The organism is Methylobacterium brachythecii (assembly GCF_014196345.1).
Taxonomy (GTDB): Bacteria; Pseudomonadota; Alphaproteobacteria; order Rhizobiales; family Beijerinckiaceae; genus Methylobacterium; species Methylobacterium brachythecii.
Genome location: NZ_JACIDN010000008.1, coordinates 187,570 through 210,405, shown reverse-complemented (window position 1 = coordinate 210,405; position 22,836 = coordinate 187,570). Strand labels below are relative to the sequence as shown.

At 66.8% G+C, this 22,836-nt stretch carries 22 protein-coding genes; 18 read left to right on the top strand and 4 right to left on the bottom strand.

Annotation, left to right across the window (positions count from 1 at the left end):
• Positions 1-37: 37 nt before the first annotated feature.
• Together GGR33_RS20675 and GGR33_RS20670 are read left to right on the top strand one after the other, a co-directional pair.
• Positions 38-1,570, top strand: a complete 1,533-nt coding sequence (locus GGR33_RS20675) for an amidase (protein ID WP_246413326.1) — start codon at positions 38-40, stop codon at positions 1,568-1,570.
• Positions 1,571-2,155: 585 nt separating this feature from the next.
• Positions 2,156-2,920, top strand: a complete 765-nt coding sequence (locus GGR33_RS20670; protein ID WP_183508765.1) for a methyltransferase domain-containing protein — start codon at positions 2,156-2,158, stop codon at positions 2,918-2,920.
• Between the two features lie 9 nt (positions 2,921-2,929).
• Here the strand turns inward: GGR33_RS20670 and GGR33_RS20665 are convergent, their stop codons facing one another.
• Together GGR33_RS20665 and GGR33_RS20660 are read right to left on the bottom strand one after the other, a co-directional pair.
• A complete protein-coding gene (locus tag GGR33_RS20665; protein WP_183508764.1) occupies positions 2,930-3,559 on the bottom strand; it encodes an outer membrane protein in 630 nt (209 codons plus the stop codon).
• A gap of 168 nt (positions 3,560-3,727) precedes the next feature.
• Positions 3,728-4,180 (bottom strand): hypothetical protein, encoded by a 453-nt coding sequence (locus tag GGR33_RS20660; RefSeq protein WP_183508762.1) that lies wholly within the window; start codon positions 4,178-4,180, stop codon positions 3,728-3,730.
• A 402-nt stretch (positions 4,181-4,582) separates the two neighbouring features.
• Here GGR33_RS20660 and GGR33_RS20655 point away from each other — a divergent pair, with 402 nt between their 5' ends.
• From GGR33_RS20655 to GGR33_RS20635, 5 genes are all read left to right on the top strand, one after another.
• On the top strand, positions 4,583-5,746 hold the full coding sequence (locus tag GGR33_RS20655; protein WP_183508760.1) for a GGDEF domain-containing protein: 1,164 nt from the start codon (positions 4,583-4,585) through the stop codon (positions 5,744-5,746).
• 112 nt (positions 5,747-5,858) lie between these two features.
• Positions 5,859-7,229 carry a D-serine/D-alanine/glycine transporter gene (gene cycA / locus GGR33_RS20650; protein ID WP_183508758.1) on the top strand — a complete coding sequence of 457 codons (1,371 nt, stop codon included), beginning with the start codon at positions 5,859-5,861 and terminating at the stop codon, positions 7,227-7,229.
• Positions 7,230-7,334: 105 nt separating this feature from the next.
• Positions 7,335-9,575 (top strand): glycoside hydrolase family 3 N-terminal domain-containing protein, encoded by a 2,241-nt coding sequence (locus tag GGR33_RS20645; RefSeq protein WP_246413325.1) that lies wholly within the window; start codon positions 7,335-7,337, stop codon positions 9,573-9,575.
• Positions 9,576-9,740: 165 nt separating this feature from the next.
• Positions 9,741-9,983: a hypothetical protein gene (locus GGR33_RS20640; protein WP_183508756.1), complete on the top strand. Its 243-nt coding sequence runs from the start codon at positions 9,741-9,743 to the stop codon at positions 9,981-9,983.
• A gap of 25 nt (positions 9,984-10,008) precedes the next feature.
• Positions 10,009-10,155 carry a hypothetical protein gene (locus tag GGR33_RS20635; RefSeq protein ID WP_183508754.1) on the top strand — a complete coding sequence of 49 codons (147 nt, stop codon included), beginning with the start codon at positions 10,009-10,011 and terminating at the stop codon, positions 10,153-10,155.
• Positions 10,156-10,235: 80 nt separating this feature from the next.
• Here the strand turns inward: GGR33_RS20635 and GGR33_RS26295 are convergent, their stop codons facing one another.
• Complete coding sequence (locus GGR33_RS26295; RefSeq protein WP_281381193.1) at positions 10,236-10,364, bottom strand: hypothetical protein; 129 nt, start codon at positions 10,362-10,364, stop codon at positions 10,236-10,238.
• Positions 10,365-10,613: 249 nt separating this feature from the next.
• Here GGR33_RS26295 and GGR33_RS20630 point away from each other — a divergent pair, with 249 nt between their 5' ends.
• The 10 genes from GGR33_RS20630 to GGR33_RS20585 all read left to right on the top strand — a co-directional run bounded on the left by GGR33_RS20630 (position 10,614) and on the right by GGR33_RS20585 (position 19,671).
• Entirely contained in the window at positions 10,614-10,979 is a 366-nt protein-coding gene (locus GGR33_RS20630; RefSeq protein ID WP_210302123.1) for a hypothetical protein, read from the top strand.
• A 112-nt stretch (positions 10,980-11,091) separates the two neighbouring features.
• Positions 11,092-12,195 (top strand): DUF2125 domain-containing protein, encoded by a 1,104-nt coding sequence (locus GGR33_RS20625; RefSeq protein ID WP_183508752.1) that lies wholly within the window; start codon positions 11,092-11,094, stop codon positions 12,193-12,195.
• A 74-nt stretch (positions 12,196-12,269) separates the two neighbouring features.
• Positions 12,270-13,097: a type I methionyl aminopeptidase gene (gene map, locus GGR33_RS20620; RefSeq protein WP_183508750.1), complete on the top strand. Its 828-nt coding sequence runs from the start codon at positions 12,270-12,272 to the stop codon at positions 13,095-13,097.
• Between the two features lie 16 nt (positions 13,098-13,113).
• On the top strand, positions 13,114-13,851 hold the full coding sequence (radC, locus tag GGR33_RS20615; protein WP_183508748.1) for a RadC family protein: 738 nt from the start codon (positions 13,114-13,116) through the stop codon (positions 13,849-13,851).
• A gap of 73 nt (positions 13,852-13,924) precedes the next feature.
• Complete coding sequence (locus GGR33_RS20610) at positions 13,925-15,364, top strand: circularly permuted type 2 ATP-grasp protein (protein ID WP_183508746.1); 1,440 nt, start codon at positions 13,925-13,927, stop codon at positions 15,362-15,364.
• A gap of 190 nt (positions 15,365-15,554) precedes the next feature.
• Positions 15,555-16,499, top strand: coding sequence for an alpha-E domain-containing protein (locus tag GGR33_RS20605; RefSeq protein ID WP_183508744.1), 945 nt, complete (start codon positions 15,555-15,557; stop codon positions 16,497-16,499).
• Positions 16,500-16,546: 47 nt separating this feature from the next.
• Complete coding sequence (locus tag GGR33_RS20600) at positions 16,547-17,410, top strand: transglutaminase family protein (protein ID WP_183508742.1); 864 nt, start codon at positions 16,547-16,549, stop codon at positions 17,408-17,410.
• Positions 17,411-17,500: 90 nt separating this feature from the next.
• Positions 17,501-18,253 carry a proteasome-type protease gene (locus GGR33_RS20595; RefSeq protein ID WP_183508740.1) on the top strand — a complete coding sequence of 251 codons (753 nt, stop codon included), beginning with the start codon at positions 17,501-17,503 and terminating at the stop codon, positions 18,251-18,253.
• Positions 18,254-18,344: 91 nt separating this feature from the next.
• Positions 18,345-18,950, top strand: coding sequence for a sulfite oxidase-like oxidoreductase (locus GGR33_RS20590; protein ID WP_183508738.1), 606 nt, complete (start codon positions 18,345-18,347; stop codon positions 18,948-18,950).
• A 1-nt stretch (position 18,951) separates the two neighbouring features.
• On the top strand, positions 18,952-19,671 hold the full coding sequence (locus tag GGR33_RS20585; protein WP_425488804.1) for a ferredoxin reductase: 720 nt from the start codon (positions 18,952-18,954) through the stop codon (positions 19,669-19,671).
• Positions 19,672-19,737: 66 nt separating this feature from the next.
• Here GGR33_RS20585 and GGR33_RS20580 read toward each other — a convergent pair whose 3' ends face one another.
• Positions 19,738-20,838 (bottom strand): calcium:cation antiporter, encoded by a 1,101-nt coding sequence (locus GGR33_RS20580; RefSeq protein WP_183508734.1) that lies wholly within the window; start codon positions 20,836-20,838, stop codon positions 19,738-19,740.
• Between the two features lie 254 nt (positions 20,839-21,092).
• Between GGR33_RS20580 and GGR33_RS20575 the strand changes: the two genes are divergently transcribed.
• Positions 21,093-22,808, top strand: coding sequence for a DEAD/DEAH box helicase (locus tag GGR33_RS20575; RefSeq protein WP_183508731.1), 1,716 nt, complete (start codon positions 21,093-21,095; stop codon positions 22,806-22,808).
• Positions 22,809-22,836 lie beyond the last annotated feature (28 nt).

Below are 22,836 nucleotides of genomic sequence, written 5' to 3'. Positions count from 1 at the left end.
CGCCGTCTCCATCACCGTCATCCCGATGGGAGCGATCATGACGCAGGAATCGGTCGACGTGGCTGAAATGACCGTAGCGGACGTGCAGGGAGCGTTCGCTCGCGGCGTGACCGCCGAGGCGATGGCAGCGGCCTGCCTCGAGCGCATCGCGCGTCTCGATGGGCGTTACAACGCGATCGTCGCGCTGAACCCGGATGCACTCGACGACGCGCGTGCGATCGATCAACGCCGAGCAGCTGGCGAGACGCTCGGAGCCCTCGCAGGCGTGCCCATCGTGATCAAGGACACGATGGACATGGCCGGAGCGCCGAGCACCGGCGGCTGGCACTTTTTCAGCTCCAAGGCAGGTGGCACGGATCTCATCCCGACAACCGATTGCGCGGTGGTCGCCCGGATGCGAGCTGCCGGTTGCGTCATCCTCGGAAAGACCAACGTTCCGATCCTGAGCCACACGGGAAGCCATGCGAATGACAGCTGGGCGGGCCCGACACTGAACGTCGTGGTGCCCGATCGCATGCCGGGCGGCAGCAGTGCGGGCACGGCTTCGGCCGTCGCGGCGAGCTACGCTGTCCTGGGGCTCGCCGAGGAAACCGGCGGATCGATCCAGAACCCCGCCTCCGCGCAAGGTCTCGTGGGCGTGAAGCCAACCTTCGGTCTCGTGCCAAATACCGGTGTGATGCCGCTGGCCGGAAGCACGCGCGACGTCATGGGTCCGATTGCGCGCTGCGTTCGGGATGCGGCCCTGGTTCTCGACGCGTTGGCTGGCTACGGGTCCGAAGACCCAAAGACGGTTGCGGCCATCGGCAAGCTGCCAAGCAAAGGCTACACGGCAGCCCTGAGCACGACGGCGCTCAGAGGCAAGCGGCTTGGTCTCTACGGTCCGGGCTGGCGCGACCTGCCTCTGTCGGCCGAAGCGGCTGCGCTCTACGAGCGCGCTCAGGGCGAGCTCGAGTCGAGGCGGGCAACGCTCGTCGGAGATCCCTTCGCGGGCTCGGGCTTTGCCGACCTTGCCGAACCGACGCCTGGACTGGCCTATTTCGATGCCCGGGGGCTCGAGTCGATCCTCTACGATACGCACCAGTATCTCGAAAGAATGGGGCCTGACGCGACCGTCAAAAGCTTTGCGGAATTTGCGGAGCGGACGAAGAGCGAGGACGCCTTCGGCCCAAGCGGCGTGTTGTCGTTCATGAAGCATATCCGGCCTTTCGCGGCCTGCGTGGCCGATCCGACGTCGCCGCCGGACCTGTCCGAATTCCTGGCCGTTCGCGAGGCCTATCTCGCGAAGTTCGAAGAGGTCATGGCGGCTCACCGGCTCGATGCTCTCGTCTTCCCGCAGATGCGGGCCGAATTGCCGCCCCTACAAGGACCGGGAACGGTGCTCGAGACGACGGTTTGTGAAATCAACATTGCCGGCCTGCCGGGCGTTACAGTGCCTGCAGGCGCCTACGCCTCCGGATCGCCGTTCAATCTCATATTCGTCGGGCGGCTCTGGAGCGAATCTGATCTTTTAGCTATGGCCAACGACTACGAGTCTGCAACGTTTCATCGGAAGTATCCCGTCATAACTTAGATTATCTAAAAGCGTCGAGTTTGATGACTTGCGATTTCCGAATACGCTCGAACTAAATCCGAACTCTCATCATTGCAACGCTTCGCCGGAGTCGAACATTGCGCTTCGTGTTTCTGTGTCTTGGACTGATCGCGGCAACGTGGAGCAATGCGGCAACCGCTCATGGTTGCCATCAAGCTTGGCAGTCCAGCGCTCGTCAAGGATGGCACAGCCACGGGCCAAAGTGCGACACTCATCGGGGAATCGGAGTATCGCGCCGTGGCGGAAGGCTCTTTCGGCGAGCCGCTTAGCGCGATCTGAACCATTCCCTTGACGTTTTGAAGCGTGTCCGCTTTCGTGAGCGTAGCGGACAACTCCAGATGATCGGTTTGCGCGCACTACCGCCGAAATGATGGCGGAAGGTCCGTCCGCTTTCGGGAACCGCGCGATCAGGCGTCTACGACAAGATTGGCTCGGAAGCGGCACTGCCGATCAGAATGGATCCTCGGGGTCACTCTCTCAAGCCTGCATCGCGCCGGCTTGAGAGAGTGACCCCGGCAGGTTAGGGCGGGCGCGAGCCGCTGGACGATCGCATCTCGAACAAGAATGACCGCGTGGAAACAGGCTGTCGCGCGGGCCTTCGATCGCGCGGACGAGTACGACGGCGCTGCCCGCATCCAGGCGGTGGTGGCCGAAGGTCTCGCAGCCGCGATTGCCGCCGAGCCGCTCGCGCCGTCGCCGCGTGTCCTGGAGATCGGCTGCGGCACCGGGTTCCTGACGCAGGCGTTGCGGAGCCGAGTCTCGGTCGGGCCGATGCTCGCCAGCGACATCGCCCCGGCGATGATCGCGCGGTGCCGGAAGCGGATCGGGGAGGCTCCCGATCTCCACTTCGCCGTCATGGATGCCGAGCGTCCCGCCGCGGCAGCCGGGTTCGACCTCATCGCGTCGAGCCTCGCCGCGCAATGGTTCGCGGATCTGCCGAGCGCTTTGGCCGAGCTCGCCGCCCTGTTGCGTCCCGGCGGCCTGCTCGCCGTCACCACTCTCGCCGCCGGCACGTTCCGCGAGTGGGACGCGGCGCAGGACTCGGTGGGACGGATCTCGGCGACGCCGGCCTATCCGTCGATCGAGACCCTCCGGGTTATGCGCTTCGAGGGCTGCAGCACCGAGATCGGGCTGGAGGATGTACGCGAGTCCCATGCCGACGCAGCCACGTTCTTGCGCGCGCTCAAGGCGATCGGGGCGCACACGCCCTCCGACCAAGCGGCGACCGGCTCCGTGGGGCAGCTCAGACGCGCGCTGCACGCCTTCGATGCACGGGGTGCGACCGTGACCTACGCCGTCGCCAACTGCATGATCAGGCGAGCGGATTAGACCGGTCGCTCAGCGGATCCCGCTTCCGGTCACGCCGGCTTCGACCGCTAGCGAGAGGCGATCGGTGACGGCCCATTCGACGCCGACACGCGCATCCGGCCGGATCGCGATGTCGTCGCGCGAGAAGGGCTGCGACACCGAGGTCGCTCCGACGCGCCATTGCTCGTGCACGGCCAGGGCGCCCACCTTGGTGTAGACCAGCACGTCGGGCGTCACGAGCGCGCCGACCTTGACCTGAAGGGCGCCGGCGAAGTCGCGCGAATAGGCGAGGCGCCCGAAGCCTGGGTTCAGGCTTCCGCCGACCGCCGAGAGATAATCGAAGCCGCCGACGATGCCGTATACGAAGCGGCCCTCCTGCCACATCCGGCCGCCCTCGAACCCGATCGTCGGGCCGGAATAGCTGCCGAAATGCTTCGAGGAGGAGACCTGGTAGCCCGCCGACATGGCCGCATAGGAGCCGGCCCAGCGGCTGTCGTCGACCGTGGCCGGCTGCGGCCAGGCGAAAGCCGGCAGCGATCCGAAGCCGATGAAGGGCGAGTAGCCTTGCGCAGCGGCAGGGTTGGCCCAGGCTGCGCAACTGCCGGCCACGACGCAGACGGCCCAGCAGATCACGCGGCGAGAATGGCGAAGCAGGCTCATACGGCCAAGATAGACCGAGCCGGCGGCCCGAGACAAACCGGCCTCGTGTTGGAAATCCGACGCTCGGTCCAGATGTGTGAGAGCGCTTGGACGGCAGTCTCCGAGGTTCGGCCTCCTCGCCCATGCATGGCTTCGGTTCCGAGGGCCCGGTGAAGTCCCGCTAAATCATCATTTTCTTTTGACCTTCCATGGGAAGGGAGCTTGGCCGTATTCACCAATATGGCCGTTGTCTCTGTATATGCCGTATACCAACGTCGATGGGAAAAAATGAGGTCGAGGCGGAACGGCCAGCCCGAATTGTTCGGCGAAATCCATGGCAAATGTGACGCAATCTGATGTCAGCATTTGATAGATCTCCGAATAATAATCCGCGACGACGAAATTCCGCACTTTGGAAATAAAATTATCTACGCCGGGATATCTGACATACCAATCGACTTCACTTTCTCGATCGTCCAGCATGACAGCGCCACTGCGGCCCTTGTATGGGTTGGGGAAAAATCCCAGCCATTCTGACGAGCCACTGTTGTATTCGATCAGGATGCCTGCGTGAGGTATTCCCTTTTCCGAGAAAAATGTAACATACCCCATCTTTGCCTCCCGGTGGTGCTGACGAATCACACAATATTCACGGAAGCTGACGAGAAATCATGGGTTAGGGCTTGGTCTGCTGCAAGCGCCAGACTTGCAGATATTATGGGGTGACTTGAGGCTCGTGTCTGGCCGAACGTGACGTCGTCGACCTGTCGAGACGCAGTCCCGCGTGATCGCGGACTGCTCTTCAATGAGCCTGGCCGAAGGGCGCGGAGCCCGGCATCGCCGTCACCTCCCCAGTAGCGCCGCATCGACCACCGGAATCGTTCCTTCGGGCCGATCGTCGCGCAACCTCGTCGCCGTGCTTCGACGGGCACGGGTGCGGCGAGAAGACCTCACGTTGCGTAAACGCAATTTTGGCGGTTGCGGGTCAACAATCCCGTCATCGTGCCGCCCCGGGAGACGGCGGCGAGGGATAGACCGCGACGGATGCGCCTCGATACGCCGACCCTCTTCCTGATGACGGTCGTCGTCACCTTCATGGTCGGCGTGCTCTTCCTGCTGTCCTGGAGTCAGGACCGGACGTCGCGCCCGCTGGCGATCTGGGGGATCGCCCACATCATCGGAGCGGTCGCCTCTGCGCTGTTGTGCCTGCGCGGGTCCATTCCGAACCCCCTCTCCATCGGCGCCGCCAACGCGCTGATGCTCGCGGCCTACGGGCTGATCTGGAGTGGCGTGCGCGCGTTCGAAGGCCGGGCGCCGTCCTACCGCCTCGCCGTATCCGGCGGCCTGCTTTGGCTTCTCGCCTGCCTGGTGCCTCAGTTCTACGCGTCGCTGCCCGCGCGCATCGCGCTCGCTTCGTCGATCGCGGGGCTGTTCTGCGCGTTGTGCGCCCGAGAGATCCTGCGGGGGCGCCCCGAGCCCCTGGCCTCGCGCTGGTCGGCCATCATCCTGATGTCGCTCTATGCGGGCCTGTACTGGATCCGCGTGCCGCTCGCGGTATTCGTGCCGTCGATGCCGGCGGCCCGCATCCCGGAATCGCCCTGGATCGCCATCCTCTGCTTCGCCGGCGTTCTTTTCACGGTGGCGATCGCCTTCGTCCTGATCGCGATGACCAAGGAGCGCGCCGAGTTGCAGCAGCGGCTCGCCGCTGAAACGGATTCGCTCACCGGGCTCGCCAACCGCCGCGCCTTCGTCCGGCGGACACAGCGGCAGCTGGCAGGCGGCCAGCCCGTCGCGCTGCTGCTGTTCGACCTCGATCACTTCAAGGCGGTCAACGACACTTACGGGCATGCCGTCGGCGACGGCGCGCTCGTGGCCTTCAGTCATCTGGCAGGGGCCCTGCTGCCGCCGGACGCCGTGCTCGGACGCCTGGGCGGCGAGGAATTCGCCTGTACCCTGTCAGGCTGCGGCGCCGGCGAGGCGGCGCGCATCGCCGAGCGGGTCCGCCATGCCGTGGCCGGGGTCTCGGTGGCCGCCTATCCGCGGCTGCGCATCGGGGTGAGCGTCGGCGTCGCCGCGACGAGCCCCGGCGAGACCACCGCGTTCGACGACCTGATGCGCCGGGCCGACGCCGCGCTCTATGCCGCGAAACGAGCCGGTCGCGGCCGCGTCGTCGTCGCCGATCCCTCGCCGCACCGGCTCGCCGCCTGAAAGGGACGGCCGTCCCAAGATTTAGGCCGGATGCACGAGCGATGTGCTTCCTGCGGCGAGGCTCCCTCGTCTACAAGGTGTTGCAGAGCCAAGCTTGGGCGGGGGTGCAGCGATGGCGGGAACGGGTCGGGGTCTCGAGCGCAGTCTCGAGAATCGTCACATCCAGATGATGGCGCTCGGTGGCGCCATCGGCACCGGACTGTTCATGGGCTCGGGCAAGACCATCTCGGTCGCCGGCCCCTCGATTCTGCTGGTCTACCTGATCATCGGCGTGATGCTGTTCTTCGTGATGCGGGCGCTCGGCGAGCTGCTGCTCTCGAACCTCGCCTACAAGTCCTTCACCGATTTCGCCGACGACCTGCTCGGTCCCTGGGCCGGCTTCTTCGTCGGCTGGACCTACTGGTTCTGCTGGATCGTCACCGCCATCGCCGAGGTCGTCGCCATCGCGGCCTATGCCAAGTTCTTCTTTCCACTCATGCCGAGCTGGATTCCGGCGCTCGCCTGCGTCGGACTGCTGCTCGGACTGAACCTCGTCAACGTGCGGGCCTTCGGCGAGCTCGAATTCTGGTTCGCGATGATCAAGATCGTCGCGATCCTGGCGCTGATCTTCGTCGGCATCGCGCTGGTCGCTACCGGCTTCACCGCGCCCTCGGGCGCGAAGGCGGACCTCGCCAACATCGCCCGCGACGGGTTGTTTCCGACGGGTTTGTGGGGCTTTTTCGCCGGTTTCCAGATCGCGGTTTTCGCCTTCGTCGGGATCGAGCTCGTCGGCACTACGGCGGCCGAGACGCGCGACCCGGAGAAGACCCTGCCGCGCGCCATCAATGCGATCCCGATCCGCATCCTGCTGTTCTATCTCGGCGCGCTCGCCGTCATCATGGCGGTGACGCCCTGGAAGACGCTGAGCGCCGACAAGAGCCCGTTCGTCGAGCTGTTCGTGCTCGCGGGCCTGCCGGCGGCGGCGGCCTTCGTGAACCTCGTGGTGATGTCGTCGGCGGCCTCCTCGGCCAATAGCGGCATCTTCTCGACGAGCCGCATGCTCTACGGCCTCGCCGACAAGGGCGATGCGCCGGCCGCCTTCGGCCGCCTCTCGGCGCAACGGGTGCCCTCGATCGGACTCTACTTCACCGGGTTCTGCCTGCTCGGTGGCGTGCTGCTCGTCTACCTCGTGCCTGATCTCGGCGAGGCCTTCACGCTGGTGACGACGTTGTCGGCGGTGCTGTTCATGTTCGTCTGGGCGATGATCCTGTTCTCGTATCTCGCCTACCGGAAGAACAGGCCCGAGCTGCACGTCCGCTCGGCCTACAAGATGCCGGCCGGCGTGCTGATGTGTTGGGTGTGCTTGGCCTTCTTCGCCTTCATCATCGTGCTGCTGACCTTCGAGGCCGATACGCGGCTCGCGCTGATGGCCTCGCCGGTCTGGTTCGCGATCCTTGGCATCGCCTGGATGGTGCTGCGCGGACGCCGCACGGTCGCGGCCTGATGCCCTCGACCCGGTTCGGCGCAATTAAGCCATCCTGATCAGCGAGTTGTCTGCCCGCGTCGATCGAAACACCGCCTCGAGCTGTGGCCGTCGACCGGGGAGGGGATGATGCGGGCGAAGGCTTTTCGGATCGGCGCAGGGTTGTTCGCGGCTACGGCGTTCGTCTGCGCTGCATCGCTCGTGCGGGCCGAGACCGTCGACGAGCGCGTCGAGGCGCTGCTCGCCAGGATGACGCTGGAGGAGAAGGCCGGCCAGCTCAATCTCGTTTCACTTGAGCCGGGCTTCGACCCTGAGAGCGTCCGGCGCGGCGAGGTCGGCGCCGTCATCAACTTCTCGAACCAGCACCTCTCCTCCAACATCGATTCCTTTGCCCGCTCATCGCGGCTCGGCATCCCGCTGCTGGTCAGCCTCGACATCGTTCACGGCTACCGCACGGTGCTGCCCTTGCCGATCGGCATGGCGGCGAGCTTCGATCCAGGCCTCGTACGGCGCGCCACCGCGGCTGCGGCGCGCGAGAGCCTCGCCGTCGGGGTCAACTGGTCCTTCGCGCCGATGGCCGACGTCGCCCGCGATCTGCGCTGGGGTCGGGTGGTCGAGGGGCTTGGCGAAGATCCCTGGCTGACCGGCCAGCTCACCGCTGCGCAGGTCGAGGGATTTCGCGATGGCGGCATCGCGTCCACCCTGAAGCACTTTGCCGGCTACAGCGCCGTGCTCGGCGGCCGGGACTACGACGTGACCTGGGTGCCCCCGACCGAGCTCTACGACACCTACCTGCCCCCGTTCCGCGACGGCATCCGAGCAGGCGCGGATTCTGTGATGACCGCGCTGACCGCGCTCAACGGTCTGCCGACCACCGCCGACCCGCATCTCATGACGCAGATCCTGCGGCGCGAATTGAACTTCAAGGGCGTGCTGGTCGCCGATTGGGAGGCGGTGGCCAGCCTGATCAAGCACGGCGTCGCCAAGGATGGTGCCGAGGCGACCCGAAAGGCCTTCGCGGCCGGCGTCGACATGGACATGACCAGCGGGCTGTTCGTGAAGCACCTACCGGAGGAGGTCAGAGCGGGGCGGATCTCGCAATCCTCCCTCGACGAATCCGTGCGCCGGGTGCTGCGGCTGAAATTCGGCCTCGGGCTGTTCGACCGGCCGCTCCTCGACCCGGCGACGGCGGATGGCAAGCTGCTGACGCGTGAGACCCGCGCCGTCGCCCGCGAAGTGGCGCGAGCGAGCTTCGTGCTGCTCAAGAACCAGGGCGACCTGCTGCCGATCGACCCGACCAAGGTCAAGCGGATCGCACTGGTCGGCCCCTTCGCCGAGTCCAAATGGGATCAGGTCGGCCCGCACGAAGGCAACGGCCAGGTCGACGACGTGATCTCGATCCGCGCCGGCCTCGCCGAGCGGGCCGAGAAGGCCGGCGTCACCCTCGACTTCGCCCCCGGCTGCGACCGCATGTGTGCCGACCGCGGCGACATCGCGAAGGCGGTGGAGGCGGCCAAGGCGGCCGATCTCGTTATCGCGGTGGTGGGCGAAGGACGCGACCAGTCCGGCGAGGGTTCCTCGCGCGCCTTCCTCGGCATGCGGGGCGTGCAGCAGGATCTGATCAGGGAGGTCGCCGCCACCGGCAAGCCGTTGGTGATACTGGTCTTCGGCGGCCGTCCCGTCGAACTGCACGAGGCGATCGACCGTGCGCAGGCCGCGATGATGATCTGGATCCCCGGGACAGAGGGCGGCCCGGCGGTGGCCGAGACTTTGTTCGGCGACGCCGCGCCCTCCGGCAAGATGCCGCTGAGCTGGCCGCGCACCGTCGGCCAGATGCCGCTGACTTACGACCGCCGCCCCGGCGGCCGGCCGCATATCGACGGCGCGCGCTGGACGCTCGGCTATACCGACGAGACCATCTCGCCGCTGTTCCCGTTCGGCTATGGCCTCACCTATACCCACTTCGCCTATGGCGAGCCGGAGGTGCTGACGCCGAAAGTGGGCGTCGGAGACCGCCACGAGGCGACGCTGGAGGTCAGGACCACTGTCACCAACACCGGCACGCTGGCCGGCCGCACGGTGGCGCAGCTTTATCTCAGCCAACCCGTGGCCAGCCGCAGCCGCCCCCTGCGCTTGCTCAAGGGTGCCGTTCCTCTGACCCTGGCGCCGGGCGAGACGGGGGTCGCGCGTTTCCGCATCCCGTCCCGCGATTTCGGCTTCCACGAGGCGGACGGCACGCTGGTGGTGGAGGCGGGCGATTACCGCGTCTTCGTCGGCGAGGATTCCGATGCGGCGAAGGGCGCGGATTTTGCGGTCGAGACCGGTTGGCGCGGTCCGCCGGGCAATATCGAGGCGAGCAGCCGATAGCCCTGCTGTCGTCGCTGGAGCGACGCGCGCCCGTGACCCGAACCGAAGCTTCGTTCCGGCTCGTGAAATCTGATTTCGTCCACAGACTTCGTTGATTCCGGTCGGGACTCTCCCACCGTAGCAGTTGTCGGCCTACCCTCGCCGCGAAGCAGAGAGCGACGCGCCGTGACGACAGCCACCGAATCCTCGGACATCAGCCTCTTCTGGATGACGGAGGCGGACCAGCCCAGCCGGGCGAGCCTCCGGCTTCTCGATACGACGTCCTGCGCGTCGTTCTCCGACGCGCTGGACAAGGCGAAAGTCTCCTCGCCCCACGGCAACGCCCGCCCCTGGATCGAGGCCGACGGCGTTCTGTTCGGACCTGCCCAGATCGCCGTGTTGTGCCGGCTGGCCGTTTCGCCCGCGTGATCGGATCGGGTCACTCGCACCGGGCGTGATCGCGGCGCCCGCCGCCTTCGCCGAGGAAGGCAAGACGAGCGCGGGCGGCACCTTCGCGAATTCCGGCAGCAGCGGCGACAAGACCGACAAGTCCATGCAGGAAAACGCGGCCTCGGCCGACAAGAGCAAGCAGCACAGATAGGCGGATCGTTCGTCGATATCCGCGCGCCCGCGTCGACGCCGCGGAGCGCGGTATTTTTTTTGGACTCCGGCCGTCGCGTGTCAGCGGCAGAAGGCGCGGCGCGGGAAGGTGCCGACCCGATCGAGCGCCCGGCGGCTGCTCTCGATATGCGCGCCGTCGAGCTCAAGGACGTGATGCATGCCTTGCCAGATTTCGAGCCGGACCGTCACGCCGGCCTCCGCGGCGGAGCGCCGGGAGTCGTCGACGAGACACGCGTCCGTACGGACCTGCAGTAAGAGGGGCGGCAGGCCCCGGAGATCGCCGAAGAGCGACGACCCGATGATCCAGGGAAAGGCCTCGTTTCGTGATCGGCTTGACGCCGCCTCGCGGCTCTCGCTAAAAAGAACATAACAGGAACATTGCTTCGGGTCGTGTCGATGGGCCGACCGGATGCAGGGTGCGGATCAGGGAGAGCGCGCATGGCCGAGGAGCGACTGAGAACCGTGGCGAGTCTTCGCGGCACGCCGGCCCTGACCCTGAGCGCCTGGCGTGGCCGATCGGGGCGGCGCTACGTCGTCGGCGTGCACGACATGGGGGAGCCGGATCTCGCGGAGATGCGCGATGCCGTGGTGATCGCCGTGCGGCGCGACGGGGCCGGCATCGCGCAGCCCGTCTGCGTGGCGACCTCCGGCGAGAGCCCGCGCGAGCGCCTGAAGCGCGGCTGGTTGGCGCATGTCGCCCGGCGCGGCGCGACCGAGATGCACGTCCACCGCCTCGCCCAAACCGAGGACGAACGCCGCGCCGTGCTGCAGGATCTGGACATCCCGGCTTCGGCCCTGAACTGATCGGGGCGAATTTGCTCAAGGACGGCGATCGTTGCGCCGGCCTTGCGCCGGCCGAGCTCCTGTCGTCAAAGACGGCCCGCCCGCGATGTCCGGGCAGAGCCGAGGGACGGTGATGGCGCAGGGATCCGAGCCGAAGACCGAACCGGCGCCGGGGCGCCGCCGCTCGCGGCTCGGGCTGTTCCTTCCTTACGTCCTGCTGCTCGTGCTGGCGCTGCTCTGGTCGGCCGGCTGGTTCTGGATTCGCGGCAAGGCCGCGTCCGAGATGGATGCCTGGCTCGGCCGCGAGGCGGCGGCCGGGCGCAACTGGACTTGCGCCGACCGCACGATCACCGGCTTTCCGTTCCGGATCGAGCTGCGCTGCGCGTCCTTGAAATTCGCACGCTCGGATGGCGGGTTCACGCTCGGACCGCTGACGGTGTTGGTGCAGGTCTACCAGCCGCGGCACGCCATCCTGGAGGCGACGGGACCGTTCCATGTCGATCAGGGAGATCTCTCTGGCGACGTCAATTGGGCGTCGCTCGAGGGCAGCTTCCACGGCGCCTCCGACGGATTCCAGAGGGTTTCCCTCGTCGTAGACGGGCCGAAGGGCAGCGTGCGCGGCGGGTTGCCCGGCCAGGTCGACTTTTCGGCCAAGCACCTCGAGATGCATGCCCGGCCGACGCCGGGCCGCTTCGAGTCGGACGGCGCGGTCGATCTCAACCTGCGCCTGTCCGACGGGGTGTTTCCGTTGCTCGATCCGCTCCTCGGCAATGCCGAACCGATGGATGCGGCCCTCGATGCCACCCTGGAACGGGCCACCGTGCTGCGCACGCGCGCCATCGAGCGTGAGCTGGAGGCTTGGAGATTGGCAGAGGGCCAGCTCGACGTGACCTCGCTCTCGCTGATCAAGGGCAATCGCCGCGTCCAGGCCAAGGGTGAGGTCGGGCTCGACGAAGCGCACCGGCCGGAGGGGCAGTTCGACGTGCGCGCGGCCGGCCTCGGCGACCTGGTCGGTCAGATTATGGGCAAGCGGCTCGGCAACGACCGCGGCGCGCTGATCGGCAACCTCGTCGGCCAGTTCCTCGGCGGCATGAAGAAGCGGGAGCCCGAGGCCGGGGCTGGCACGGCCGCGGGCGATCCGGCCCTGCAGCCGATCCCGACCGTGAAGCTCGCCGGAGGCCGTTTGATGCTCGGACCTTTCGCGATTCCGAACGTCGCACTGCCGCCGCTCTATTGAAGTTCGGCAGGGTTGGCGGCACCTGTAACCGGGCGTAGACAGACACTCGACCAGACGCTTCCAAGCAAAGATCCATGAGCCGAGAAGACCAGGCCGTCGCCGCCAGCAGCCGGCGCTCGCCCGAGCCGCCGATCCACGGGCCGGAGGGTTTCGAGGGAATGCGCCGGGCCGGCCGTCTCACGGCCGAGGCGCTCGACCTCCTCGTCGAGGCGACGCATCCCGGCGTCACCACCGAGTATCTCGACAGGCTCGCCTTCACCTTCGCGATGGATCACGGCGCCTATCCGGCCTCGCTGATGTATCGCGGCTATCCGAAGTCGATCTGCACCTCGATCAACCATGTCGTCTGCCACGGCATCCCCAACGACAAGCCCCTGCGCGAGGGCGACATCGTCAATCTCGACATCTGCCTGATCGTCGACGGCTGGCACGGGGATTCGAGCCGCATGGCCTATGTCGGCGAGGTGCCGCGCAAGGCTCAGCGCCTCTGCGAGATCACCTACGAATCGCTGATGCGCGGCATCCAGGCGATCAAGCCCGGCGGCTCGACCACCGATATCGGCCATGCCATCCAGAGCTACGCCGAGGCCGAGCGCTGCTCGGTGGTACGCGATTTCTGCGGCCACGGCCTCGGCCGGGTCTATCACGACGCGCCGACCATCCTGCATTACGTCGAGGCGAGCTACGATGTGCCCTTCAGGCCGGGCCAGTTCTTCACCGTCGAGCCGATGATCAATCTCGGCCGGCCCCTGGTGAAGGTGCTCTCCGACGGATGGACCGCGGTGACCCGCGACCGCTCGCTTTCGGCGCAGTTCGAGCACACCGTCGGGGTGACCGAGACCGGCTACGAGATCTTCACGTTGTCGCCCAAGGGGCTCGACCAGCCGCAGCCCCAGGGTTGAGCGAAGGCCCGCGCCGATGAAGAGCCGAGTGCCGTCGTCCTCGACGCCCGATCTGCTCGGCGCCGAGCCGGCGGCCAAGCCGGAACAGCCGCACTACATCGGGCACCGTGACCGCCTGCGTGAGCGTTTCCTCAAGAACGCTGAAGCGCTGCCTGACTACGAGTTGCTCGAACTCGTTCTTTTTCGTTCGATACCCCGCAAGGATGTGAAGCCGCTCGCCAAGAAGTTGGTCGACCGCTTCGGGTCGTATGCCGCGGTTCTTTCAGCCGAACCGAGCCAATTGGCGGAGATCAAAGGTATTGGAGACAACGTCGCCGCCGATCTGAAGCTCGTCGCCGTTGCCGGGCAGCGCATTGCCCGCAGCGTGATCGAAGAGATCCCGGTGATGTCGTCTTGGAGTGCGCTCGTCGAATATCTCCGCTCGGCCATGGCTTTCTCAGGTCGTGAGGAGTTCCGCCTGCTGTTCCTCAACAAGCGCAACCAGCTCATCCGCGACGAGGTGCAGGGACGCGGCACCGTCGACCACACGCCAGCCTATCCCCGCGAGGTGGCCAAGCGCGCCCTCGAACTCGGCGCCACCGCGATCATCCTCGCCCACAACCACCCATCGGGCGACCCCAAGCCCTCCAGCGCAGACATCAAGATGACCCGCGAGATCGTCTCCGTGCTCGCCCCCCTCGGGATCGTCGTGCACGACCACGTCATCCTCGGCCGCGACGGCCATGCGAGCTTCAAGGGATTGAAGCTGATCTGAGATCGTCGTGAACCTCAGGTCTTCCCATGGCCTGCCTCTTGCCTAGGTGAACTGGGAGCAAGGGGAGTTTCGGATGGCGCTGGCGAAAGCCTTCGATGAAATGACGGGACCGGGAGATCTGCCGGCGGGAGGGCCGGTCCGCGACGCCTACGACACTCTGAAGGCTTGGCTCGACAAGACCCCGCCCGAACATTTCAACACCCGCCGCAGCCAGGCCGAAATGCTGTTTCGGCGCATCGGCATCACCTTCGCCGTCTACGGCTCCAATGATTCCACCGAGCGGCTGATCCCGTTCGACATCATTCCGCGCGTGCTCACCAAGCCGGAATGGGATTTTCTGGAGCGGGGACTGAAGCAGCGCGTTACCGCGCTCAACATGTTCCTCAACGACATCTATGGGGCGGAGGAGTGCATCAAGGCGGGCGTGATCCCGGCCGATCTCGTCTATCGCAACCAGCACTACCAGATGGAGATGCGCTCCTTCCGGGTGCCGCACGACCTCTATGTCCACATTGCCGGCATCGACATCGTCCGCACCGGCGAGAAGGATTTCTTCGTCCTCGAGGACAATGCGCGCACCCCGTCGGGCGTCTCCTACATGCTGGAGAACCGCGAGGTGATGCTGCGGCTCTTTCCGGAGCTGTTTTCGCGCCACCGCGTCGCGCCGGTCGAGAACTATCCGGATGCGCTGCTCGCGACCCTGCGCAGCCTTGCGCCGCAATCGGCCAGCCGCGACCCGACCGTCGTGCTGCTCACGCCCGGCCGCTACAACTCGGCCTTCTACGAGCACTCGTTCCTGGCCGACAAACTCGGCGTCGAACTGGTGGAGGCGGGCGACCTCTTCACCAAGGACGACGTCGTCTACATGCGCACTACCGAGGGGCCGCGCCGGGTCGACGTGATCTATCGCCGCCTCGATGACGCCTTCCTCGACCCGCTGGTCTTTCGGCCCGACAGCGTCCTCGGCGTGCCTGGTCTGATGAACGCCTACGAGCGCGGCAACGTCACGTTGTCGAACGCCGTCGGCACAGGCATCTCAGACGACAAGGCCGTCTACAGCTACATGCCGGAAATCGTGAAGTTCTTCACGGGCGAGGAGCCGATTCTACATAACGTGCCGACCTATCGCTGCCGCGAGAAGGAGTCCTTCTCGTACGTGATGGACAACCTCAAGGATCTTGTGGTGAAGGAGGTCAACGGCTCCGGCGGCTACGGCATGCTCGTCGGCCCGCATGCGACGCGCCGCGAGATCGAGGAATTCGGCAAGCGGCTGCGCCACGCCCCGGATGGCTTCATCGCCCAGCCGACGCTGTCGCTCTCGACCTGCCCGACCTTCGTCGCCTCGGGCGTTGCGCCGCGCCACGTCGATCTTCGGCCCTTCGTCCTCGCCGGCGCGGATGAGATCCGCATCGTACCGGGCGGCCTGACCCGCGTCGCGCTCAAAGAGGGCTCGCTCGTCGTCAATTCCAGCCAGGGCGGAGGCACCAAAGACACCTGGGTGCTCGACGCTTGACCGGACTGCATATTTTCCGGGCACATGCCGGCTGTGCGCGCCGATGCGGATGCGCGCTCGTCCGGCAGATGCCCGTTTCGCAAGCAATTGCGCGTTGCGGGGTGGCGGTTCCGGCCGCATCTTGCGACGACACCGCCGCCCTTTTCCCGAGATCGGCCTTTCTTGGCCCGACACAGCCGTGATCTGAGCCATGCTGTCCCGTACCGCCGACAACCTCTACTGGCTCTCTCGCTACGCGGAGCGTGCCGACTTCGTGGCCCGCATCCTCGACGCCGCGCATCGCCTAGCCGCCCTGCCGTCGAGCTATGGCGGCCGGGCTAGCAACGAATGGGCGTCCGCGCTCGAATCCACCGGCGATACCGACGAATTCAAAAAGCACTACGACGCGGTCAACGAGCACACGGTCTGCGACTTCCTGGCTTTCTCGCGCCATAACCCATCCTCGATCCGCTCCTGCATCGAGACGGCGCGCGAGAATGCCCGCTCGATCCGCACGGCGCTCACGACCGAGATGTGGGATGCCATCAACGGCGCGTGGCTGGAGCTGCGCAGCTACGAAGGGCGCGAGCTCTCGCGGGACGAGTTCTCGCAGTTCCTCGATTGGGTGAAGCAGGTCTCGCTGGCCTTCGACGGCTCGGCCTACCGCACCATGCTGCGCAACGACGGCTACTGGTTCACCCGGCTCGGCATGGCGATCGAGCGGGCCGACAACACGGCCCGCATCCTCGACGTGAAGTACCAGATCCTCCTGCCGGCCTCTGAGAAGGTCGGCGGCAGCCTCGACTACTTCCAGTGGACCACGATCCTGCGCGAGGTCTCCGCCTTCAATGCCTATCACTGGGTCTACCGCGAGAGCATCAAGCCGGTGCTCGTCGCCGACCTGCTGATCTTCAATCGCCAGATGCCGCGCTCGCTGACCAACTGCGTCGGCATATTGATGGAACACCTCGACCTGATCGCGGATTCCTACGGTCGCCGCGGCGAGAGCCAGCGGCTGGCGAGCAACCTGCGCAGCTACCTGCACAACGCCGACATTGACCGGATCTTCGCCTCGGGGCTTCACGAGTTCATCGAGGCCTTCATCGGCGAGAACAACAAGCTCGGGGCGGCGATCAGCGACCAGTATCTGGTATAGGCTCGCCCCAATCGCTCTCCGCTCACGCACGCATCCGGGACCGAGGTATGCGCATCCGCGTCGTTCACGACACGATCTACACCTACGAGCAGGCCGCCCGCGGCCTGATCCAGGTGCTTCGCCTGACCCCACGCGACCATGACGGGCAGCATGTGCGCGAGTGGCGGATCGAACCCTCGGCCGACGGACGGCTAACGGCGCGCGAGGACGGCTTCGGCAACATCGTCCACTGGTTCACCGCCGACGAGGCGGCCGACGCTCTCACCGTGCGCGTCACCGGCGAGGTCGAGACCTTCGACACCGCCGGCATCGTGCGCGGCGCCATGGAACGGCTGCCCGAGCCGTTCTACCTGCGCGAGACTCCGCTGACCGAGCCGAGCCCCGAGATCCAGGCTTTCGCGGAGGAGGCGACCTCGGGCGGCGTGGGAGAGCGCCTCTCGGTGCTGCACCAGCTGCTCACTGCGGTCCCCGAGCGTGTGGTGTTCGAGCCGGGGCCGACCAGCGCCAGCACGACGGCTGCGGCGTCGTTCGAAGCGGGCAAGGGCGTCTGCCAGGACATGTCACATATCTTCATCGCCGCGGCGCGCCACCTCGAAATCCCGACCCGCTACGTCTCCGGCTATTTCCGGCGCGACGACGGGGTCGATGATCAGCACGCCGGACATGCCTGGGCCGAGGCGCTGGTTCCGGGTCTCGGCTGGGTCGGCTTCGATGCCGCCAACGGCATCTCGACGACCGAGGCGCATATCCGCGTGGCGATCGGCCTCGACTATCTCGGTGCGGCGCCGATCCGTGGCAGCCGCATCGGCGGCGGCAAGGAAGGTCTGGAGGTCCGCCTGCGCGTCGAAGGGGGGATCGAGTCGCACAGCCAAAGCCAGAGCCAAGGCCGGCAGAGCCAGTCGCAGGGCTGAGGAGCCCGCGCCGATCGACGGTCTTGCGCGGCGACGGCCCGATATGCGATCGGGGCGCCCGATCTTCCCCGTGACGAGGCCTCTGCCGCGATGACCTACTGCGTCGGAGTTCTGGTCGAGGACGGTCTGGTGATGATCGCCGACACCCGCACCAATGCGGGGCTCGACGACATCTCGACCTTTCGCAAGCTGCAGATGTTTAACGCGCCCGGCGAGCGCGTGATCATGCTGGCTTCCGCCGGCAATCTCTCGGTGACGCAGTCCGTCCTTAGTCTGCTCCGCGAGGGCGTCGACGACGTCGAGGGTGAGGAGCCTGAGAAGCTCGCCGACATGCCCAGCATGTTCAAGGCGGCGCAACTCGTCGGACGCGCGATCCGCCAGGTCCACAAGATCGAGCGCGACGGCTTCGAGCGCGCCAACCTTCGCTTCGAGGTTTCCTTCCTGCTCGGTGGGCAGATCGGCACCGGCGAAATGCGGTTGTTCATGATCTACTCCGCCGGCAACTTCATCGAATGCGGGCGGGACTCGCCGTTCCTGCAAATCGGCGAGCACAAATACGGCAAGCCGATCCTCGACCGGGCCGTGACGTCCAAGCTCGACCTCTACGATGCGCTGAAGGTCGCGCTGGTCTCGATGGATTCGACGATGCGCTCGAATCTCGGCGTAGGCCTGCCGATCGACATCGCCGTCCTGCGCCGCAATGCCCTGACCCTCGAAGTCGACCACCGCATCGAGGCCGGCGAGCCGTACTTCCATGACCTGCGCGAGCGCTGGTCCGCCGCTCTGCGCGCCGCGCATCGTGCGATCCCGCGTCCGCCCTATGGTCCTCCCGTAACCAAGTAGTCGGGTTCGCGAATGCGGCCTTTGAACTCCGCGAGCCCCGAGCGCATACCGGGGCGCTGATGCTGGGCGTCGCAAGCGAGGGGAGAGACCGATGGTGACACGGGGCTTTACGGGCCGCCCGCCGAAGGCCGACGTCGCCGAGCGTCTGCCGCCGGGCCAGTACCTCACTGAGGATTTCCCCGTGCTTCAGCTCGGGCCGACGCCCCGGGTGACGGAGGAGACCTGGAGCTTCACCCTACGTGACGGGCCTCGGCCGTTGAAGAGCTGGAGCTGGGCCGAGTTCGCGCGGCTGCCGCACACCCGCTGGAAGGGCGACATCCACTGCGTCACCAAGTGGTCGAAGTTCGACACCGCGTGGGAGGGCGTGAGCTTCGACGATATCCTGGCCGATGTCGGGATCGAGCCGCCGACGAACTACACGCTGTTCGAAGGTTTCGACGACTACACCACCAACGTTCCGGTCGCCGATCTGCGCGGCGGCAAGGCGATGGTGGCCACCTCCTACGAGGGCAAGCCGATCCCGGCTGACCATGGCGGTCCTGCCCGCCTCCTCGTGCCGCATCTCTATTTCTGGAAGAGCCCGAAATGGGTGAAGGGCTTGCGCTTCACCCGGAAGGACGAGGGCGGTTTTTGGGAGCTGCGCGGCTATCACATGTATGGCGACCCTTGGCGCGAGCAGCGCTTCACCGGAGACTGACGTGGCCGCAGACAGGGTAGCCTGGCGCAAAGCCAGGATTGGCGCGATCACGCCCGTGACACCGCGCGTGAAAAGCGTGCGTTTCATGGGGCTCGATGGGGCGCATCGGGCAGGCCAGCACGTCGAGCTCCGGCTCACCGCGCCAGATGGCTATCAGGCGCAGCGCAGCTATTCGATCGCCTCCGCCCCGGGTGACGCCAACGGGCTCGAGCTGATGATCGAGGGGCTCTCGGGCGGCGAAGTGTCGAGCTACTTCGCCGACGTCGCCGAAGTTGGCGACGAGGTCGAGCTGCGCGGGCCGATCGGCGGGTCCTTCGTCTGGTCGCCCGAGGATGGCGGCCCCGTCCTCCTGATCGGTGGAGGGTCCGGTGTGGTGCCGCTGCTGTCGATGCTGCGCGCACGCGCCGAGACCGGCAGCGAGGCGCCGATGCTGCTGATCTATTCCGTGCGCGAGGCGGCGGAGGCGATCCTGCGCGAGGAGCTCGAGGCGCGTGCGCGCGACGAACCGGGCTTCGATCTCACCTTGCTGACGACCCGAGCGGGCGCCACGGCCGGGCGCCGCATCGACCGGGTGATGATCGAGACCGCCCTCGACCATATCGGCAAGCCCCGCCACGTCTTCGTCTGCGGCGGCAATGCCTTCGTCGGCACTGTCTCGGATCTCCTTGTCGATGCGGGGGTGAAGCCTGGCGTCATCCGGACGGAGCGATTCGGCGGCTGACGCCGTCGCTACCGTCATTGCTTCGCTTTCGCTTGCAATGACGAAACGGTGCGTTCTCCCGTCGACTTACGGCGAGAAGATCAGCGTTAGGTAGACGAAGAACAGCACCAGATGCACGGCCCCTTCGAGCACCGTCGTGCGTGTGCCCGAGAAGGTCAGCGTGCTCAGGATCAGCGTGACCGCAAGCAGCGTCATCTCGGTCGGAGCGAGGCCGAGGATGACGGTCTGGTTCGTGATGAGCCCTACGGCGAGGATCGCCGGCACGGTGAGGCCCACCGTCGAGGTGGCCGCGCCCAGGCAAAGATTGATCGCTCGTTGCAGCTCGTTGCGCGAGACGGCTTTGAGCGCACTGATGCCCTCGGGCGTGAACACGATGCCGGCGATGAGCACGCCGCCGAGGGCGTGAGGCGCACCGAGCGCGGCGATCCCGTGATCGAGCACTTTGGCGAGGCTTTTGGCGAGCAGGACGATGGGCAAAATGTTGGCCAGCAGCAGTGCCGTATGGATCAGCACGGCCTTGGCGGAGGCCTCGCCCTTTTGGCCCTCGGCCGCGGCATCGCTCTCCTCGGCCTCGGCTTCCAGGAAGAAGCTCTTGTGCCGGTTGGTCTGGATCAGCAGGAAGACGCCGTAGAGCGCGATCGTGAAGATCGAGAACGAGATTGCCTGGAACTTGGTCAGTGAGCCGTTCGTCGTCGAGGTCGTGAAGTTGGGGATGATCAGCGCGATCACCGTGAGCGGGATGATCACCGACAGGAAGGCAGCGGCGCCCTTCAGGTTGTAGCGCTGCTGGTGATGGCGCAGGCCGCCGATCAGCAGGCCGAGGCCGACCACGCCATTCAGCACAATCATCAGCACGGCGAACATTGTGTCGCGGCCGAGAGTCGGCGCATCCTTGGCCGAGAGCATCACGGCGGAGACCAGCACCACCTCGATGATGACGATCGAGAGCGTCAGGATCAGCGTGCCGAGCGGCTCGCCGAGACGGTGCGCGAGGTCCTCGGCTTCATGCACGACGCCGAAAGCCGACCACATGATCACGAGAAACAGCCAGAGAAAGATTCCGGTAGCCCAGAGAGGCGAGGACAGATCGCCGAGCCAGCCGGCACCGAACATCGCGAAGGCCGCGACGCTCGCCCAGGCAACCACCAAGCGCAGAACCGTTCCCATCCTCTCCCTTCCCCTTAGCGACAGCGTCTCGTGGCATGCGTCGGTCGGCGCGACAACCCGATGAAGCCACGGGCGATTTTCCATTGCTGTCCGGGACGTGCCGCATCGCACGAGCGGCATGCGTCGCGGGCCGTGGCCTTCCGGTCCCGGTGAGCGTAGGAAGCATGTCTGCTTCTCATCCGAGACCGGCCTGCCGCCGGACGGATCGCGGGCCGCCCAGCGTAGCCCGCCCCAAGACTCCAAGGTCGATTGCCGTGCCGTTTCCGATACTCCCAGCCCCGCTCGCGCGGACGCTCGCCGCACGCGGCTACGAAGAGCCGACGCCGGTTCAGGAGGCCGTGCTCGATCCCGCCTCCCAGGGGCGCGACCTGCTCGTCTCGGCTCAGACCGGCTCGGGCAAGACCGTGGCCTTCGGCATCGCCGTCGCCGAGCGCCTGCTCGGGGACGACGAGACGCTGCCCCCTCCCGGTGCCCCGCTCGCATTGGTGATCGCGCCGACGCGCGAGCTGGCGCTGCAGGTCGAGCGGGAGTTGTCTTGGCTCTACGCCGAGACGGGTGCCCGCGTCGTGCCCTGCGTCGGCGGTATGGATCCGCGCCGCGAGGCGAGGGCGCTCGATGCCGGCGTGCACATCGTCGTCGGCACCCCCGGCCGCCTGCGCGACCATATCGAGCGCGGCCGCCTCAAGACCGAGACGCTCGCGGCCGTCGTGCTCGACGAGGCCGACGAGATGCTCGATCTCGGATTTCGCGACGACCTTGAGTTCATTCTCTCCGCGGCGCCTCCGACGCGACGCACGTTGCTCTTCTCCGCCACGCTGCCGAAGCTCATCACCGCCCTCGCCGAGCGCTACCAGCGCGACGCCCTGCGGCTGGCCGTGGCCGGCGCCTCGCGCGGGCATGCGGACATCCAGTACCGGGCGGTACGGGTCTATCCGCGCGAGATTGAGCACGCCGTCGTCAACGTGCTGCGCTACGTCGATGCGCCGACCTCGATCGTGTTCTGCAATACCCGCGAGGGCGTGCGCCATCTTCAGGCCTCGCTGATCGAGCGCGGCTTCACTGCCGTGGCGCTGTCGGGCGAACTCGGCCAGGGCGAGCGCAATGCGGCGCTCCAGGCCCTGCGCGATGGCCGCGCGCGGGTCTGCGTCGCCACCGACGTCGCCGCCCGCGGCATCGATCTGCCGGGGCTCGACCTCGTCATCCATGCCGACCTGCCGCACGATGCCGAGGTGATGCAGCACCGGAGCGGCCGCACCGGCCGCGCCGGCCGCAAGGGCACCAGCGTCCTGCTGGTCGCGGGCTCGCGGCGCCGCCGCGCCGAGCAGATGCTGGCCATTGCCGGCGTCAGCTACGAGTGGAGCGGGCCGCCCACCGCGGAGGAAGTCCGCGTCCTCGACCGCGATCGCATGCTGGACGACCCCTCCTTCAGCGAGGAGCCGAACGAGGAGGACCGGGAGTGGGCCGATGCCCTGCTCGCCAAGCTCCCCCCCGAAAAGCTGGCCGCCGCGCTCGCCCGCGCCTACCGCGCCCGAATCCCGGCCCCCGAGGAGGTCGGCGATCCGAATTTTTCCACGGAGTCACGCCAGAGCCAGCGCAAGGCCGCCGCGGACGAGCGTGGCGCCGTGCCGGTCGGTGCGCCCCGCGTCGGCGACGACGGCCCCTCGGTCTGGTTCCGGCTTAATCTCGGCCGCCGGGACTCCGCCGATCCGCGCCGGCTGCTGCCGATGCTGACCCGTCGCGGCAAGATCGGGCGCGGTGACATCGGCGCGATCCGGATCTTCGAGCGCGAGACCAAGTTCGAAATCCGCGGCACGGCCGCTGCCGACTTCGCGGCCGCCTTCGAGCGCGGTTCGCCCGACGTCGCCATTGAGAGATTGGCGGGCGAGGGGGCTCCGCCGCCGAAGAAGCAAAGTCCTCGTGCCAGCAAGCACCGCCGCGAGGTCGGAAAACCGAAGCGCCAGCACGGCTGAGCGCGTCCGGTGAGACTGAGCCGTCAGG